The sequence below is a fragment of the Paraburkholderia edwinii genome, assembly GCF_019428685.1.
GTDB lineage: Bacteria > Pseudomonadota > Gammaproteobacteria > Burkholderiales > Burkholderiaceae > Paraburkholderia > Paraburkholderia edwinii.
In genome coordinates, this window is sequence record NZ_CP080096.1 from 1,441,928 (window position 1) to 1,457,922 (window position 15,995).

The window sequence follows — 15,995 nt, forward strand, 5'->3', positions numbered from 1 at the left end:
CAAAGTGGGCAATCGCAAGACGTGAGTTACAGGTCGACGCTGTTCGGCAGAATGACGAGGTCGCGAATCGTCACGTTGCGCGGCCGCGTCAGCATGAACACGACGGCATCGGCTACTTCCACGGGCTGCATCAAACTGCCCGACGCAAGCGCTTCGTCCATTTTCGCTTTCGGCCAGTCGTCGAGCAGCGCAGTGACGACCGGGCCCGGCGCCACCGCGCCGACGCGCACGCCGTGTTTTGCGACCTGGCGCCGCGTCGTGGCCACGAAGGCCTGCACCGCGAACTTCGACGCAGTGTAGATCGGTTCCCACACCACCGGCACCACGCCCGCAACCGAACTCGTGAAAATGATATCGCCGCTCTTTTGCGCGACCATATGCGGCAGCACCGCATGAACCGTACGGAACGCCGCGTTGATATTGAGGTTCAGCATCCGGTCCCAATCGTCGGGATTGCCGTTCACGATTTCTCCGCCGATATAGGCGCCCGCGTTCGCATGAAAAATATCGAGGCCGCCCGCGAGGTCGAGAATTTTTGGCAGCAGTTGCGTCGACACTTCCGCCGGCTTCAGCAAATCGAGCTGCAGCGGCAGCGCGTTCGGCCCCAGTTCCGCGCAACATTTCGCGAGGCGGTCCTCCGCGCGGTCCACCAGCACGACCTTCACACCCTGCTCGATGAGGGCGCGCGCGCACGCAAAGCCGATTCCCGAGGCCGCGCCCGTAATCGCGGCCACCTTTCCTTTGATCGATTCAGACATTGACTACTCCCGTTGATGGCTGAGATTACGCGCGTCCGTGCGAGACGCGGGATTGTCGCGCAAGCGAGTCGACGATCACGGCGATCGCGAGCACCGCGCCCGTGATCATGAAGCGCAGCGACGACGACAGATTCAGCAGCGTGAGGCCGCTCGCAATCGACTGGATCACGATAATGCCGAGCACGGCCGAATACGCGCTGCCGCGGCCGCCGAACAGGCTCGTGCCGCCGATCACGGCCGCCGCGATCGCATTGAGGTTGACGTCGCCGGTGCCGGCCTGCTGGCTCGCCGACGCGAGCCGCGCCGCCGTCAGCACGCCGCCGAACGCGGCGAAACTCGCGCACAAAACGAACGCGCTCGTATAGATCGCCCCGACCTTGATGCCGGCACGGCGCGCGGCTTCGCGATTGCCGCCGACCGCGTTCATCGAGCGGCCCCAGCGCGTGCGCGTCAGCGCATAGTCCATCGCGACCGCGAGGCCGAGAAATACGCCGAACATCAGCGGCACGCCGCGCCCCTGGTTCAGATAGGCGACGACGATCTCGAGAAACACCGTGATTGCCGCGCTGCGTACGATCAGGCTGCCGACGGACGGCGCGGACAGCCGCGCTGCGCGGCGCCGTTCACGCGTGCGCAGTCCGATCAGCAGGATCGTCGCGCCCGGCAGCAGCGCGAGCACGTGCGAGACGGGCGCAGGGATGATCATCAGCTGCCCGAAGTTGACCATCGTCGAGCCGTACGGCAGGTTGATCGAGCCGCTCGAGCCGAGTACGTAGAGCTGCATGCCGAGAATCGCGAGCAGGCCGGCCAGGGTCGAGACGAAGCTCGGCATGCCGAGACGGTTCAGCAGCAGCGCGTACAGCGCGCCGATCGCGGCGCCGATGGCGATCGCGACCAGGATCGCGGGAATGACCGGCCAGCCCTCGTTGACCCACAGCATGCCGACGATCGCCGACGCAAAGCCGCTCATCGAGCCGACCGACAGGTCGATCTCTCCGACCAGCAGCACGCAGACGATGCCAAGCGAAATCACGCCGACCGTCGAGCAGTCGAACAGCAGGTTGACGAGATTGTTCGCTGAGAGAAACACCGGGTTCAGACTCGTGAACACGGTCCAGATAATGATGAGCCCCGCGATGACGGGCAGCGAGCCGAGGTCACCCGACCGCACGCGGTCGACAAAGGCCGCGACGGTTTCGCGCACGCCGCTTGCATGCTTGACGCGGACGTCGCTGCGGTCGAGCAGGGTGGACGTGGCCGGTTGCGTGTCAGGCTGCGGCGCAGCGGTATCGGTTGGTTTGTTCATCACAGATCTCCCGGCTGAGGCTGAGCATCCTGTTGCACCTGGCGCCGGCCCGCGCGGCGCGAGACGGCGTTTTCGGTCGCGCCGGTGATCGCGGCCACGAGCTCTGCATTCGACGAATCGGGGTAGAACACGCCGTTGTTGCGGCCGAGGCGCAGCACGACGATGCGGTCGGCGACGGCGCGTACGTCTTCCATGTTGTGGCTGATCATGATCACCGCATGGCCGCGGTCGCGCACGCGCTCGATCAGATTCAGCACTTCGGCGGTCTGCGCGACGCCGAGCGCGGCGGTCGGTTCGTCGAGCATGATCAGTTTCGGGTCCAGCAACAGCGAGCGTGCAATCGCGACGGTCTGCCGCTGGCCGCCCGATAGCGACGCGACGACGTCACGCACGTTCGGAATGCGCGCCGACAATTCGTTGAGCAGCGTCCACGCGCGCACCTCCATCGACACCTCGTCGAGCCGCAACGGGCTCATTTCGCGGCCCAGAAAGATATTGGCGACGACATCGAGGTTTTCGCAGAGCGCGAGGTCCTGGAACACGGTCGCGATGCCGAGATCGAGCGCGGTGCCCGGGTCTGACAATGCGACCTCGCGGCCACCGAACGTGATCGTGCCGGCACTCGGTTGATGCACGCCGGCGAGAATTTTCACAAGTGTCGATTTGCCCGCGCCGTTGTCGCCGACGAGCGCGACCACTTCGCCCGCGTGCACGTCGAGTTCGATATCGGTCAGTGCCGAGACGGCGCCGAAGTGCTTCGAGACGCCGCGCAGACTCAGCACCAGCTCGCCGCGTGTGGCGCGCGGCGTCGCGCCGTGCGTCACGTCGCGTTCCGCGTGGGTCGTGGAGTTTTCAGTCATGGAAGGGGTACCTCGTTGTTACAGAAGCGACGCGGTTCGAACTACGCCGCTTCGGGATGCATCGCATCATTGGCGGGGCTGCGCGAGGCAAGGCCCGCCCGAACAGTTCATCAGCTCGTCAGTTCGTAATGCCGAGCTTCTTGCAACCTTCGGCGTAGCGGTCGGTGCACAGTTCTTTCGCATTCGCGAAACCCTTGTCGACGACTTCCGCCTTCAGATTCTTCTGCGTGATCACGGCCGGCTTGAACAACTGCGTCGGCGTGTTGAAGAGCTTCGTTTCAGCCTTCGGCGTCTGGCCCGACAGGAAGCCGACGGCGACCTTCGCCGCGGCGCCCGCGACGATCTCGCTCGGCTTCAGGATCGTGTTGTACTGGTCGCCCGCGATGATCAGCTGCAAGCCGGCGATCGTCGCGTCATTGCCTGTTACGGGCGGATTCGGATTCATGCCGGCTGCCTTGAATGCGGCGATCGTGCCGCCGGCCGTGCCGTCGTTGGCCGCGACGACGCCGACGATCTGCGCGCCGAAGCGCGTGATCTGGCCGCTTACCCATTGCTGCGCCTTCGGCGGCGCCCATTCAGGCGTGTCGTATTCGGAGAGCGTCTTGTAGCCGCTGCCTTGCAGGCCTGCGTGAATGCCCTTCTTGATGAGGCCCGCGGCTGCGTCGGTCGGCGAGCCGTTGACTTCGAGCACGCCGCCCTTGCTGGTCGGCACGTTCGTGTCCTTCAGGTGCTGGACCAGCGATTGCGCGATCGACTTGCCGATTTCCTCGTTGTCGAACGACACGTAGTAGTCGGCTGGCGTCGACGGCACGGGGCGGTCGTAGGCGATGACCTTCACGCCCTGGCCTTGCGCCATATGCACGAGCGACGCCGCGGCGGTCGAGTCGACCGGGTCGAGCACGATGACCTTCGCACCTTGGGCAATCACCGAGTTGAACTGTTGCTGCTGCTGCGACGCATCGGCGTTCGCATTCTGGTAGAGCACCTTGCAGTCGGGGCACAGCTTGCCCATTTCAGCCTTGAAGCCGGGGAAGTCGTGCTGCTCGTAACGCGTCGATGCGTGGTCGGGCATCAGGAACGCAACCGTGCCGCTCGGCGCGGCCATCGCGGCGGTGGCGCTCATCAGGCCAAGGGCGAGCGCGGATACGGCGATCAGGTGAGTGGAAGGGTGGGTCATCGAGTGTCTCCGTTTGTTAGAAGGACTTCTGTGTAGTGCTTGTGTGGTGCTTATTGGTGGTGCTGCTGCGAGGTGCTGACGTTGTGCGTGTACCGGGGGCTGCGAAACGAACGGAAAGGGTTGCCCCTTGCGCGGCCCTATGAGCGCGCCTCGTCCGGATTCTTGCCCGCCACGATGTCGAGTTATCCGATCGCTTCTTGTGTCTGTGTCCGCGGCGCCTCGGCCGATTCGTTTCTGCTCGCGGCATTGAGCTGCTGGTAAGCGCGCCATCGCGACGGCGACATCTCCTTGAGCAGCAGAAACTGGCGATTGAAATTCGAGAGGTTGTTAAAGCCGACCCGATAGCAGATATCGGTGATATTGAGTTCGCCCGACATCAGCAACTGGCACGCGAAGTTGATGCGCAGCCGGTTCACGTACTGAACGAAGGGCACACCGGTATGCCGGCGGAAATAGCGTGAAAACGCGCTGACGCTTTGGCCCGCGAGTTCGGCGAGTTCCGATTCGCGCAGTTCCTGCGACAGGTTCTTGTCGATAAACGACAGCACGTGGTTGATGCGCGTCTCGGCATAGCGTGTCGGGTCGGCGCGGTAGGCGGCGCTCGCGAGCTTGACCGGTTCGGCGCCTTGCGCGAGCAGGTCGAACAGTTCGATAAACAGCACGATGCGACGCAGCCCTTGCGCGTCGAGCATTTCGCGCATGATCGGTTCAGCGGCCGCGCCCGTTTCCGGCGAGAACAGCAGGCCCCAACGCGAGGCGTCGAGCAGCGGCTCGACACGCTTGAACTCGGGAAAGGCGGCGATTGCACGCGCGACGAAGCCGGAGTCGAATTGCAGCACGAGGCACCGTTCGTCGACCTGTTCGCCCTGCGGCACATTGCTGACCCAGTTGTGCGGCAGGTTCGAGCCCATCATCACGAGATTGCGCGGCTCGAAGTTGCCGATATGGTCGCCGACGAAAAATTTGCCGGTCGTCGCCGTGATCAGATGAATTTCGTATTCGGGGTGGAAATGCCAGCGCACGGTCCGGTACGGATAGCCATGCGACCAGACCTTGAACGATCCGTCGCGCGGCACGGCGACGAGTTCGAGATCCGGCTCGGCGATATTCGCGCGGCGGGTGTCGTGGCGGGCCGTCGCTTGCGCAAGGGCTTGCATCTGTCTTCCTCCTGCGCTGGCTTTTGCCGGCTGGGCAGCTCGCATTGTCGTGGTGGTTGCCATGATCGAAAAATAAGCCCTGTCGGGGCTGTCTCACCACTGAAATTAAAGCCGCACACTGATACTTTTTTGCATTCGGGTTAGCCCTAGGGGCGTGGAAGTCAATTTTTGTGCAAAGCAGCAGGGGCCTGAATGCGCACTTTGGGTTAATACGTGTGGTCTGCAATCACGCGTCTGACGCGCTCCAGGGCGGCTTTCAGCGTATCGAGGGCGACCGAACCCAACGCGAGACGTATCGCGTGAGGCGCTTGCGCAGTGGTCGCGAACGGCTCGGCCGTGGATACCGATACCTGTTCCTCCAGCAGCGCTTTGGCGATCCGGTCCGCGCGCGTTTCGCCAGGCAGCGGCAGCCAGACGAAGTACGACGCCGGGTGGCTGATCCGCTTTAACCTTCCGAGCGCTGTGACGGCTATCGCTTGCCTCGCCTTTGCGTCCTGGCGTTTCTCGTCTTCGAGACGGTCGACGGTGCCGTCGTCGAGCCAGCCGCAGGCGATCGACGTCATCACGCTGGGCGTATTCCATGTCGTCACTCTGATCGCGCGTTCGATCTTCGGCACGTATTCGAGCGGTGCGGCGACATAGCCGACGCGCAAACCCGTCGCGACGTTCTTCGAAAAGCCGGACACGTAGACGGTCAGCTCCGGGGCCAGTGCGGCGAGCGGCTGCGGTGCGTCTTCGGCGAGAAACGCGTAGGCGCCATCTTCGATGATGAGCAAACCGTGCGTTCGAGCGATCGACGCCAAGGCGCGGCGCCTGCCTGTTTTCATGACCCAACCGAGCGGGTTGTGAAGCGTCGGCATCGTGTAGATCGCGCGCACGCGCCGGCGTTTGCAGAGCGCTTCGAGTGCATCGAGGTCGGGACCGTCGCCCGCGCCCGGCAACGGCACGAGTTCGAGACGATGTGCCTGCGCGAGCAGCTTGAACCCGGGATACGTAAGCGCATCCACGGCAACGACGTCGCCCGGCTGCAAGAACGCCATCACCGTAGTGGCCAGACCATGTTGGGCACCGTCGACCAGCATCACCTGATCTTCCGTGACGGAAAGGCCGCGGCGCGCGAGGTGACGTGCAACCGATGCGCGCTCGTGTTTGCGGCCTCCATGCGGCTGATAGCGGAGCAGCGCTTCGAGATCGCCCGCCTGGGACAACTGCCGCAAGGCCGTTCGCAACAGGTCCGCCTGACCCGGCAGCGCCGGGTAGTTGAAGTTCAGGTCGACCATATCCGCGGCGACGGACACCTGATCGATGCCATGAGCGCGCGGAAGCAGGGCTTCCTTGACGAACGTGCCGCGACCCGTTTCGCCGCTGACGAGGCCCATGGCGCCCAGTTCCGCATAGACGCGCGTGGCCGTGACGAGCGCGAGCCCTTCTTTTGCCGCGAGTTTCCGATGCGTGGGCAGGCGCGTGCCCGGCGCAAGGCGGCCGCTGCGGATATCGGCCGCGAGCTTGTCGACCAGGTGTTTGTAGCGAGGCGTCGGCATGGTGCAATGTATCCATGACAATTTTTTGATTGTCTTTAATTTTGTCCGTAGCATCGCTGTTACGCAAGCATTCGTCGTCGCGACAGGAGCCCATCATGCACATCGCCATCCTTACTTTCGAAGGCTTCAACGAACTCGATTCGCTGATCGCGCTCGGCATTCTCAATCGGGTGAAGAAGCCGGATTGGCGCGTGTCGATTGCGTGCCCGTCGGCTGAGGTTCGTTCGATGAACGGTGTCGTGCTGAAGGCGCAAGCTTCGCTCGAAGACGCGTCGCAGGCCGACGCGGTGATCGTCGGCAGCGGTGCGCTCACGCGCGAGGTGGTCGCGGATGGCGCGCTGATGTCGCGCCTGACACTCGACCCGGCGCGTCAGCTGCTAGGCGCGCAATGCTCGGGGACGCTCGTGCTCGCCAAGCTCGGACTGCTGCAGGGCGTGCCCGCCTGCACGGATTTGACGACAAGGCCGTGGGTGGAGGCGGCCGGCGTGCAGATCGTCAATCAGCCGTTTATGGCGAACGGCAACGTCGCGACGGCGGGCGGCTGTCTCGCATCGCAGTATCTCGCCGCGTGGGTCATTGCACGTCTCGAAGGGGTCGAAGCGGCGCGCAACGCGATGCACTACGTCGCGCCCGTCGGCGAAAAAGACGATTACGTCGAGCGTGCGATGCGGAACATCATGCCGTTTCTCGAGCGCGTGGCGGTCGAATGAAGGTCCAATAAAGGCCGATTGACGATCGAATGATGGTCGAATGAAGGCCGATCGACGATCGATCGACGGCGGATGGTTCGCGCGATGCACAACGTGCGACGCCGCTTTTCTTCATGCCGCGTGATGCTTTGCCTCGTATTCGAGGCCGGTGGACATTGCCGCGTCTTCCTGCGCTTCGAGCGCCGCCAGCCGCTGCGACAGCGCGCGATGAACCACGTCGTACGCATCCGCGCCGAGTACGAGGCGCTCGGGCGCGACCTCCGCATCGGTCGATGCGATGATGGCCTGCGCGATCTTGCGCGGGTCGTTCGGGTACTTCGTGCCCTTCGCTTCGCGCGTCTTGCGGCGGAACAGACCGACGGTCGTTTGCTCATAGGCGTCGATCGGTTCCGCATGGACGGCGTTCGCGTCGAACGAAGTGCGCATGCCGCCCGGTTCGACGATCGTCAGCTGGATGCCAAATGGCGCGACTTCCTGTCTTAGCGCATCGGTAAAGCCTTCAAGCCCCCATTTCGCCGCATGATAAAGGCTTACCGTAGGGAAAGCGGCCTGACCGCCCATGCTTGAAATCTGCACGATGCGCCCGCCGCGCTGCTTGCGCATTTGCGGCAATACACAGCGCGTGACCTGGATCGGCGCAAGCAGATTGACCTCGAACTGGCGTTCGATCTGCACGTCGGACACTTCTTCCGCAGCGCCGCGCAGCACGTAACCGGCATTGTTGACCAGTACGTCGATCTTGCCCCATGCGGTCGCCGCGCTGTTCACCGCCTGCTGGATCCGGTCAGTGTTACGGATATCGAATACCTCGACCGTGAGCGCATTTCCATACTGCTGTTGCAGGTCTTCTAGCGCGCGCTCATTGCGAATCACGGCTGCGACGCGGTCGCCGCGCTCGAGTGCGAGTTCGACGAGTTGCCGGCCAAGGCCGCTCGATGCACCGGTAATCAACCATACGTTCTGCAAGACTGCCTCCTTTCGGACTGTGCGCACTGGCTGTCGAATCGACTGCCTCTGTTCGAAAGGACAGTCGACGGGCAGCGCTTATTCCATATGGGTCGCTGGCGGGGCAGTGGTGGAAAGCGCGCTGGCTTTCAGATATCGTTTTTATACTTTCGGGCGATAAGCGATCCTTATGTCCTGATTTATGTCCTACCCGGCGGCCGCATCATGGAGACATTCGAATATGGCTTCATTGAAGAGAAGAACACTAATCAACGCTGCAATCGGCATCGTCACAATGGGGTATGTGCGTCGACTGGTACCGCTGGCCGCGGAGCAGGGGCCGGCATCGGCGACGAAGCCAACCACGGGACCAACAGCGCTGCCGGCATCGGCGCCTGTGCCCGCTCAAACACTGCCCAAAACAATGCGCCGCGTGCGCCCCGCGGATCCCGACTGGCCTTCCTCAACCGAGTGGACTTCGTTAAAGGAAAAGATCGGCGGCCGCCTGCTCGACGTCTCATCGCCGCTCAACGTATGCCGGATTTCACCGCGCGATACAGCCTGTAAAAACGCGCTCGCGCAGATCAAGAACCCGTATTTTCTTGGCGACGAACCTGCCTTGACGCAATCGTCGGGCTGGGTCGATGCATGGACTTCGACGCCGAGCGTCTATGCGGTGGCGGCCGAGCAGGCGAACGACGTCGCGGAAGCGGTCAGGTTTGCGCGCGACCATCGGTTGCGGCTTGTCGTAAAGGGCGGCGGTCACAGTTACCAGGGGACATCAAACGCACCCGATTCGCTGTTGATCTGGACGCGGCGTATGCGCGGCATCCGCCTGTACGACGCGTTCGTTCCGCTCGATTGCGAAGGGGACATGCCGCCGCAGCCTGCCGCGACGGTCGGGGCGGGCGAAATCTGGATGCACGTCTACGACGTGGTGACGACGCAGGGCGGCCGCTATGTTCAAGGCGGAGGCTGTGCGACGGTCGGCGTCGCGGGACTCGTGCAAAGCGGCGGCTTCGGGAGCTTTTCGAAGAAATTCGGCACGGCGGCGAGTTCGCTGCTGCAGGCGGAAATCGTGACGGCGGACGGCATCGAACGGATCGTCAATGCACGCACCGACCCGGATCTGTTCTGGGCGATCAAGGGTGGAGGCGGCGGCAGCTTTGGTGTGGTGACGAGCCTCACGTTGAAGACGCATCCGTTGCCCGACTATGTCGGCGTTGTATCGGCAACGATCAAGGCGGCGTCGCCCGAGGCATTCCGTCGTTTGATCGACCGCTTTCTCGCATTCTGCGCGGATAGTCTTCTTAACGAGCATTGGGGCGAGACGGTATCGATGCGCCCCGACGGCACGCTGCGTATTTCGATGCTGTTTCAGGGCCTCGATCGTGAGGAAGCCACGCGCCTCTGGCAGCCGTTTTTCGATTCGGTTTCCGGTGCGGGCGACAGCCTGCGTATCGCCGAGCCGGCGCAGATTCTCGCGATCCCCGCGCGTCACCTGTGGGATCCGGCGTTCATCATGAAGAACGCGCCGCATGCGATGAAGGCAGATACGCGACCGGGCGCGCCCAAGGGCAACGTATTCTGGTCAGGCGACGAATCCGACGCCGGCCGGTTCACATACGGCTATGAATCGGTCTGGCTGCCGGCGTCGCTGCTCGACCCGTCGGCGCGAGCGTCGCTAACCGATGCGCTCTTTCAGACGAGCAGTCAGTGGAACGTGACCTTGCACTTCAACAAGGGGCTTGCCGGCGCTCCGGACGAGGCCCTCAAGGCGGCGCGCGATACCGCGATGAACCCCGATGTGCTGAACGCGTTCGCGCTGGCGATTATCTCGGGCGAAGGGCCGCCTGCATTTGCGGGCATGCCGGGCGAGCCCGTCGATGTGCCGGCGGCCCGGCGCGCGGCGACGCGCATTCACGATGCCGCGCAGAGCTTGCGTATCGTCGCACCGCGAGCGGGCAGTTACGTTTCGGAAAGCAGCTACTTTCAGCAGGACTGGCCGCGCGCCTATTGGGGCGAGCATTACCCGATGCTAAGCGACGTGAAGCGCAAGTACGACCCCGATGGACTCTTCTTCGTGCATCAGGGCGTGGGCTCGCAGGAATGGGATCGCGACGGGTTTGTGCGCTTGTCGACGTGACTCTCTGTACGTCACGATCGACATAAGGAACACCGCCACGTCTGCTATAAAACGGGAACAGCGATTCGACCGCAGGGAACCCACAATGAAAGATGTGAAAGCTTTCGTATTCGATGTTTTCGGCACGCTCGTCGACTGGCGCAGTGGCGTGGCGCGCGAAGCGGCGCCGTTTCTGCAAAGGCATGGCCGCGGCGCGCACGAAGCCGAGGCCTTTGCCGATGCGTGGCGCGCGCTATACCAGCCCGCAATGGAGAAAATCCGCAAAGGCGAGCGCCCATTCGTGAAGCTCGACCTTCTGCATCGCGAGAATCTCGAACAGGTGCTGCCTCAGTTCGGCATCGACAGCCGGCAGGTGCCGTCGTCGGAACTCGATGAGCTGAATCTCGCCTGGCATCGGCTCGATCCGTGGCCTGATACGGTCGAAGGTCTGACGCAGCTCAAATCGCGCTACATCATCGCGCCGCTTTCCAACGGCAATATCCGGCTGATGGTCGATATGGCGAAACGCGGCGGCTTGCCGTGGGACGCCATTCTCGGTGCCGAGGTCGCGCAAGCCTATAAGCCGTCGCCCGAGGCTTATCTGCGGACCGCGGAGGTGCTCGCGCTGCCGCCGGAAAGTATCTGCATGACGGCGGCTCACAACAGCGATCTGGCGGCCGCACAGAAGTGCGGCCTCAGGACCGCGTTTATCGCGCGGCCTCGTGAGCATGGCGCTGCGCAAACGACCGATCTGAAGCCCGAAGGGAAGTGGGATTGGGTGGCGAGCGATCTCGTCGATCTGGCGAGGCAGGTCGGCTAATAGCGCTCGTCGTCGCTCGCCGGTGCCAGAGGGGATGACACGGTGGCGACTCCGTTGACGGTGAGTCCGTGCTGAATGGCCGGGCGTGCCTGCGCGATGATTCGTGTAAGCGAGGTGGGTGCCGGCGTCGTCATGCGGTCGAGTTCGGCGCTTTCTTCGGGCGTCAGCGCAATATCGAGCGAGCGCAGATTGTCGTCGAGCTGCGCGAGCGTGCGCGCGCCGATAGTCACGGGCCCGACGCCGGGCTGTGCGGATAGCCACGCGAGGGCGATAGCCGCCGCCGACGCATGGTGCTTTTCACCGATCGCACGCAATGCATCGATCAATGCGTGCTCGCGCTCGCCGATCGGAAGGCCGATCGCCGTGGCGCGCCCGTTGCCGGCGTCGCGCGCGTATTTTCCGGACAGCACGCCGAATTTCAGCGGCGCCCAGGGCATGACCGCGAGTCCGAACGTCTGCGCCATCGGCACGATTTCGTGCTCGACGCTTCGTTCGAGTAGCGAATACTCGATCTGCACCGCGACAAGCGGCGCATAGCCGGCCGCCTGATTGAGCATTTGCGCGTGACAGGTTCGCCATGCAGGGGTGTTCGAGAACCCGACGTAACGGACCTTGCCCGTGCGGACGAGATGGTCCAGCGTGCGCAACGTTTCCTCGAGCGGCGTCAGTTCGTCGTAGCCATGCAGCCAGTAGACGTCGATATAGTCGGTGCGCAGCCGGCGCAGTGACTCCTCGCACGCACGGATCATTGCTTTTGCACTGGTGCCGCCGCCATTGGGGTCCCCGGGGAACAGGTTGGAACCGAACTTCGTGCCGATCACGAGCCGGTCGCGGCGCGAGCGGTCGCCGGCCAGAAAGTCGCCGATGATTTTTTCGGAATGGCCCTTCGTATAGGCGTCGGCCGTATCGATGAAGTTGCCGCCGCGCTCGATAAAGCGACCAAGTATCGCGTGAGAGTCGGCGACATTCGAACCGAAGTTCCAGTCTTCGCCGAAAGTCATGGCGCCAAGACAAAGCGGGCTGACGCGTAGGCCGGAATCGCCGAGCGTCATGTACGAATTGAGCGGCATCGAGGCATCCTCGCAAGATGGGGCAGGAGAAGCTAGCCTAGGTCAAGGCTTCCTGCCGTGCGGGGCACCCATGCGAAGCGAGGCAAGGTGAGGCGAAAATGCTGTATTGCTGTATTGCGAGCAGCGTTCAACGCGACTCACTGTTCGCACTGCACGTCCTTCTTCGGCACCGCAATGATGACCGGATACGTGCCATGTTCGAGCTCGACGCGCGCGACGACGGACACCAGATTGCTGTCGATGTTTTCGTAAATGCTGACTTTCGCATGGCTCAAGGTCGTTACGCCTGTGCATGCGGATGCGCGGCCTTCGTCGGACACCTGGCAGTGGATGTCGTTGTCCTTCAGGAAACGGTACTGGTCGAGCCGCGGCGTCGCGAGATATTCGCGCAGGCTCGGCACCGATCCTCCGACGCCCGACACGTATCCGATGTCGCACTGCAGGGCGGATGTATCGGCCATCGCAGCGGTGCTGGCGGTGATGGCAACTGCGGTGGCAACTTTTGCTGCAAGAAGATATTTCATGGCGCCATGGCGTTTATCGGATCAGGACCTCGGATTGTAGTGGCAATCGGGTCCGACGGCTTTGGCGCGGGCTAGAAGTTATGCTTGAGGCCGATCGCGACGGCCACCTGTTTGTTTCCGGTAGATGGGTTCAGCGTATAGATACCGGCGTCGAACGTCGGAATGCCACTACCGCCGCCGACGCGCTGATAGACGCCTTCAAGATACACATCAGTGCGCTTCGACAACAGGTAGTCGACTTGCGCCATGACCTGGTTCCAGTGCGGAAACGCGTTGCCGGTGTTCGAATTGAAGGTCGACATCGTGTACACGTACGATGCGCCGAGGCTCAGATCCGGTCTAACGAAATAGCGGCCGTTCACCTCGAAGTTGTCGAATTTGATGTAGTTGCCCGCGCCGTTCGACGGACCGGGCAGCGGTCCATTGCCCGTGCTGCCGCCGAACCAGAGCGCGGTCGGGCTCTCGGTCGACGTATGCGTCCATAAGAGGCCGACCGACGACTTGCCAAACATATACTGCGCGCCTACACCGTACATCCGCTGCAGACCACCGAGCGTCAACGCGTTGCCGTCGGCTGTGCTGAGTGCGCCCGTCGGGTTCAGCGAGTTCGCGTCGCGATTGATCTGCAGGTACGCGGCCGCGAGGTTGATCGGTCCGAGCGAATAACTGATGCCCGCGCTGTACGCATTGCTGTTCGAGAACCCGCCAGCCTGATTCGAGAACGCGTACATCGCGCCGACCTTGACGCCATGGAACGCCGCGCTCGCGAACTTCACCGAGTTATTCAGGCGCATGTCCGCGTTCAGGTTGTCGTTGTCGTACGGGTGCATCGCGAAGTTTCCAGCGAAGCCCGCGGAACCGGTCGCGCTGAGCGGCGTGAGGTAGGTCACCATAAAGTCGTACTGGCGCCCGAGCGTCAGCGTGCCGTATTTGCTCGCGCTCAGGCCGACCCATGCCTGGCGCCCGAACAGATCGCCGCCGTTCTTGAACGTGCCGTTCACCGAATTAAAGCCGTTCTCCAGCTGGAATACGGCACTGAGTCCGCCGCCCAGATCCTCGGATCCTCGCAAGCCGAAGCGCGGCACGTAGATACTTCCCGCGAATAGCTGCCACTGACTGGCGCTGCCGGCCGACGGGTTGGCGGCGCTCTTGCGCGCGTCGTTGCTGTAGACGATGCTCGTGTCGATGATGCCGTATAGCGTGACACTGCTTTGCGCGTGCGCGGCGCCCGCCGCGAGGAGCGATGCGGCAACGGCAATACGTGGCCATCTCATGAGATTTCTCCGTCGCCGATTCGGACGCGATTCCGCAAAGTGCTTAGTATGGTTGAATAGCGCTGATACACGGTCGCACGAGTATCAGCATACTTCAACGGTCAACAAAAAATTCGGCGTGAATAGTCAGCACTGCTCGTTGTAAGAAGAGGAGCGCCCGCAAGGCATGTGTGGCGGACCATGGTGCAAAGTGGTAAGGAATGTGTAATTGAAAGCGTTGCGCGAACGCGACCGGGCGAGCTTCGCAGCGACTTCGCCAAGGTTACGGGTCGCGTTGTATTGCATCGCGATCACGTCTGACATAACCGGCACAAAAGCAACGCCAGATACCCCTCTTCGTGCTCCATGTCCTGGCGAAACGCCCCGTTCGTTTATAGAATTCGCTGCGCAGACTTCGAATTTGCGCCTCAGCGTAAAGGGGACGCGCCCGCATCGAGTGACGACAGAACATTGCCATGGCCTGGATCCGTCCACCCGCATTCGGCAACCCGGCAGCGCCGCTGGAGACGCTGCTGTATACGATCCAGATGGCCGCGACCCATCCGGACCTGTGGCGCAGCGTGCTCGATACGTTGAATCACCATATTGGCGGCTTCTGCAGCGTGCTGGCCAAATACGATTTCCAGGCCGCGCGCGGCAAGCTGCTGACGCAGGCGCCTGCGAATATCGACGTGCGGTCGAGCTACGAGGAAATGTCGCCGACCAATCCGTATTTTCTTGCGCGGCGCGGCTATACGCCGGGCGCCGTAATCGTCGGCTCCGAGACGATCAGCGACAGCGATCTGATCCGCACCGACTACTATCGCGAACTGCTGCGCCCACATCGTCTCTTCAGACGCCTCACCGGTGTGCTGTCGGCTCGCGAAAGCGATGTGACGCTTGTATCGATCCACCGCACGCGCGAACAACCGGACTTCGACGAACGCGAACAGCAGGCGCTCGCGAAAATCCTGCCGTACATCGCGCTCGGGCTCGAAACGCAGGACGGCTTCTTCACCTTCAGAACGCAACTCGAGGCGCTGTCGCTGACGGTGCGGCAGGCACTGCCGCCGCTGATGATCGTCGACAGCGACCTCAATATCGTGTTCGAGAACTCCGAAACTGAGAGCTTGCTCGGCACCGATCTGCTGCAGCGCACGAAAGAGGGGCGGCTCGCTTCAGTCGACTCGTTCTGCGACCGTGCGCTGCGCGACGAAATCGGCCGATGCTGCGCGCTCGGCGCGAACGGCGATTGCGATACGCATCCGCTTACGTTAATGCCGGCGCGCGGAAGCCGTGCGGAACTGCGGCTCTGCTATATCGGCAAGGGGCTTGGCACGCAGACCTTGCGCAAGACGTCGCTGGTCTGCGTGATGCGTGTCGATGCGCAAGGCGAGGCGCGCGAGCGCTTCCTGCACTTCTCGCGCGAGTTCAATCTGACGCCGGCGCAGGCGCGCGTCGGCGAGCTCGTGATCGGCGGCATGCGGCCTTCGATCGTTGCGCGGACCTTGAGCGTCTCCGAAAACACCGTCAAAACGCACCTCAAACAGATCTTCAAGAAGACCGGCGTGCATAGCCAGCTCGATCTGTTTCGTCTTTATCGTGTTCCACCCGGCATTCCGCCCGCCTCAGCCGAACCGGCGGTGCATCACCCATACAGGTGAACACGGAATCACCCGCGCAAGTGATTCGATTTGCCGGCCGCGCATCTACGCTCCTTGAAGCGACGATTCGATCTGCATGAGCGAT

Annotated in this window: 14 protein-coding genes; 4 read left to right on the forward strand and 10 right to left on the reverse strand. The window is 62.8% G+C overall.

All coding sequences use genetic code 11. From position 1 onward, the window contains the following. Nucleotides 1-26 precede the first annotated feature (26 nt). From KZJ38_RS28175 to KZJ38_RS28200, 6 genes are all read right to left on the reverse strand, one after another. Complete coding sequence (locus KZJ38_RS28175; RefSeq protein WP_219803315.1) at nt 27-758, reverse strand: SDR family oxidoreductase; 732 nt, start codon at nt 756-758, stop codon at nt 27-29. 25 nt (nt 759-783) lie between these two features. Then, nucleotides 784-2,064, reverse strand: coding sequence for a sugar ABC transporter permease (locus tag KZJ38_RS28180; protein ID WP_219803317.1), 1,281 nt, complete (start codon nt 2,062-2,064; stop codon nt 784-786). Beyond that, nucleotides 2,064-2,924, reverse strand: a complete 861-nt coding sequence (locus tag KZJ38_RS28185) for an ATP-binding cassette domain-containing protein (RefSeq protein WP_246642046.1) — start codon at nt 2,922-2,924, stop codon at nt 2,064-2,066. Before KZJ38_RS28185 ends, KZJ38_RS28180 begins: the two co-directional genes overlap by 1 nt. Nucleotides 2,925-3,042: 118 nt before the next feature. Then, the gene (locus KZJ38_RS28190; RefSeq protein WP_219803319.1) at nt 3,043-4,101 is read right to left on the reverse strand and encodes an ABC transporter substrate-binding protein; all 1,059 of its coding nucleotides are present in this window, start codon (nt 4,099-4,101) and stop codon (nt 3,043-3,045) included. A gap of 182 nt (nt 4,102-4,283) precedes the next feature. Further along, complete coding sequence (locus tag KZJ38_RS28195) at nt 4,284-5,258, reverse strand: AraC family transcriptional regulator (protein ID WP_219803321.1); 975 nt, start codon at nt 5,256-5,258, stop codon at nt 4,284-4,286. Between the two features lie 206 nt (nt 5,259-5,464). Next, nucleotides 5,465-6,799, reverse strand: coding sequence for an aminotransferase-like domain-containing protein (locus KZJ38_RS28200; protein ID WP_219803323.1), 1,335 nt, complete (start codon nt 6,797-6,799; stop codon nt 5,465-5,467). A gap of 95 nt (nt 6,800-6,894) precedes the next feature. Here KZJ38_RS28200 and KZJ38_RS28205 point away from each other — a divergent pair, with 95 nt between their 5' ends. Continuing rightward, nucleotides 6,895-7,509 carry a DJ-1/PfpI family protein gene (locus KZJ38_RS28205; RefSeq protein ID WP_219803325.1) on the forward strand — a complete coding sequence of 205 codons (615 nt, stop codon included), beginning with the start codon at nt 6,895-6,897 and terminating at the stop codon, nt 7,507-7,509. 111 nt (nt 7,510-7,620) lie between these two features. Here KZJ38_RS28205 and KZJ38_RS28210 read toward each other — a convergent pair whose 3' ends face one another. Beyond that, a complete protein-coding gene (locus tag KZJ38_RS28210) occupies nt 7,621-8,475 on the reverse strand; it encodes an SDR family oxidoreductase (protein ID WP_219803327.1) in 855 nt (284 codons plus the stop codon). A gap of 220 nt (nt 8,476-8,695) precedes the next feature. Between KZJ38_RS28210 and KZJ38_RS28215 the strand changes: the two genes are divergently transcribed. Further along, nucleotides 8,696-10,600 (forward strand): FAD-binding oxidoreductase, encoded by a 1,905-nt coding sequence (locus tag KZJ38_RS28215; RefSeq protein WP_246642047.1) that lies wholly within the window; start codon nt 8,696-8,698, stop codon nt 10,598-10,600. An 85-nt stretch (nt 10,601-10,685) separates the two neighbouring features. Continuing rightward, the gene (locus KZJ38_RS28220) at nt 10,686-11,399 is read left to right on the forward strand and encodes a haloacid dehalogenase type II (RefSeq protein WP_219803328.1); all 714 of its coding nucleotides are present in this window, start codon (nt 10,686-10,688) and stop codon (nt 11,397-11,399) included. Here the strand turns inward: KZJ38_RS28220 and KZJ38_RS28225 are convergent. The 3 genes from KZJ38_RS28225 to KZJ38_RS28235 form a co-directional block, all read right to left on the reverse strand. Next, nucleotides 11,396-12,469, reverse strand: coding sequence for an aldo/keto reductase (locus KZJ38_RS28225; protein ID WP_219803330.1), 1,074 nt, complete (start codon nt 12,467-12,469; stop codon nt 11,396-11,398). The genes KZJ38_RS28220 and KZJ38_RS28225 overlap by 4 nt on opposite strands. A 137-nt stretch (nt 12,470-12,606) precedes the next feature. Then, the gene (locus KZJ38_RS28230) at nt 12,607-12,993 is read right to left on the reverse strand and encodes a hypothetical protein (protein ID WP_219803332.1); all 387 of its coding nucleotides are present in this window, start codon (nt 12,991-12,993) and stop codon (nt 12,607-12,609) included. 71 nt (nt 12,994-13,064) lie between these two features. Further along, complete coding sequence (locus KZJ38_RS28235; RefSeq protein ID WP_219803334.1) at nt 13,065-14,267, reverse strand: porin; 1,203 nt, start codon at nt 14,265-14,267, stop codon at nt 13,065-13,067. Nucleotides 14,268-14,722: 455 nt separating this feature from the next. Between KZJ38_RS28235 and KZJ38_RS28240 the strand changes: the two genes are divergently transcribed. After that, on the forward strand, nt 14,723-15,910 hold the full coding sequence (locus KZJ38_RS28240) for a helix-turn-helix transcriptional regulator (protein ID WP_219803336.1): 1,188 nt from the start codon (nt 14,723-14,725) through the stop codon (nt 15,908-15,910). The last annotated feature ends 85 nt before the right edge of the window (nt 15,911-15,995 follow it).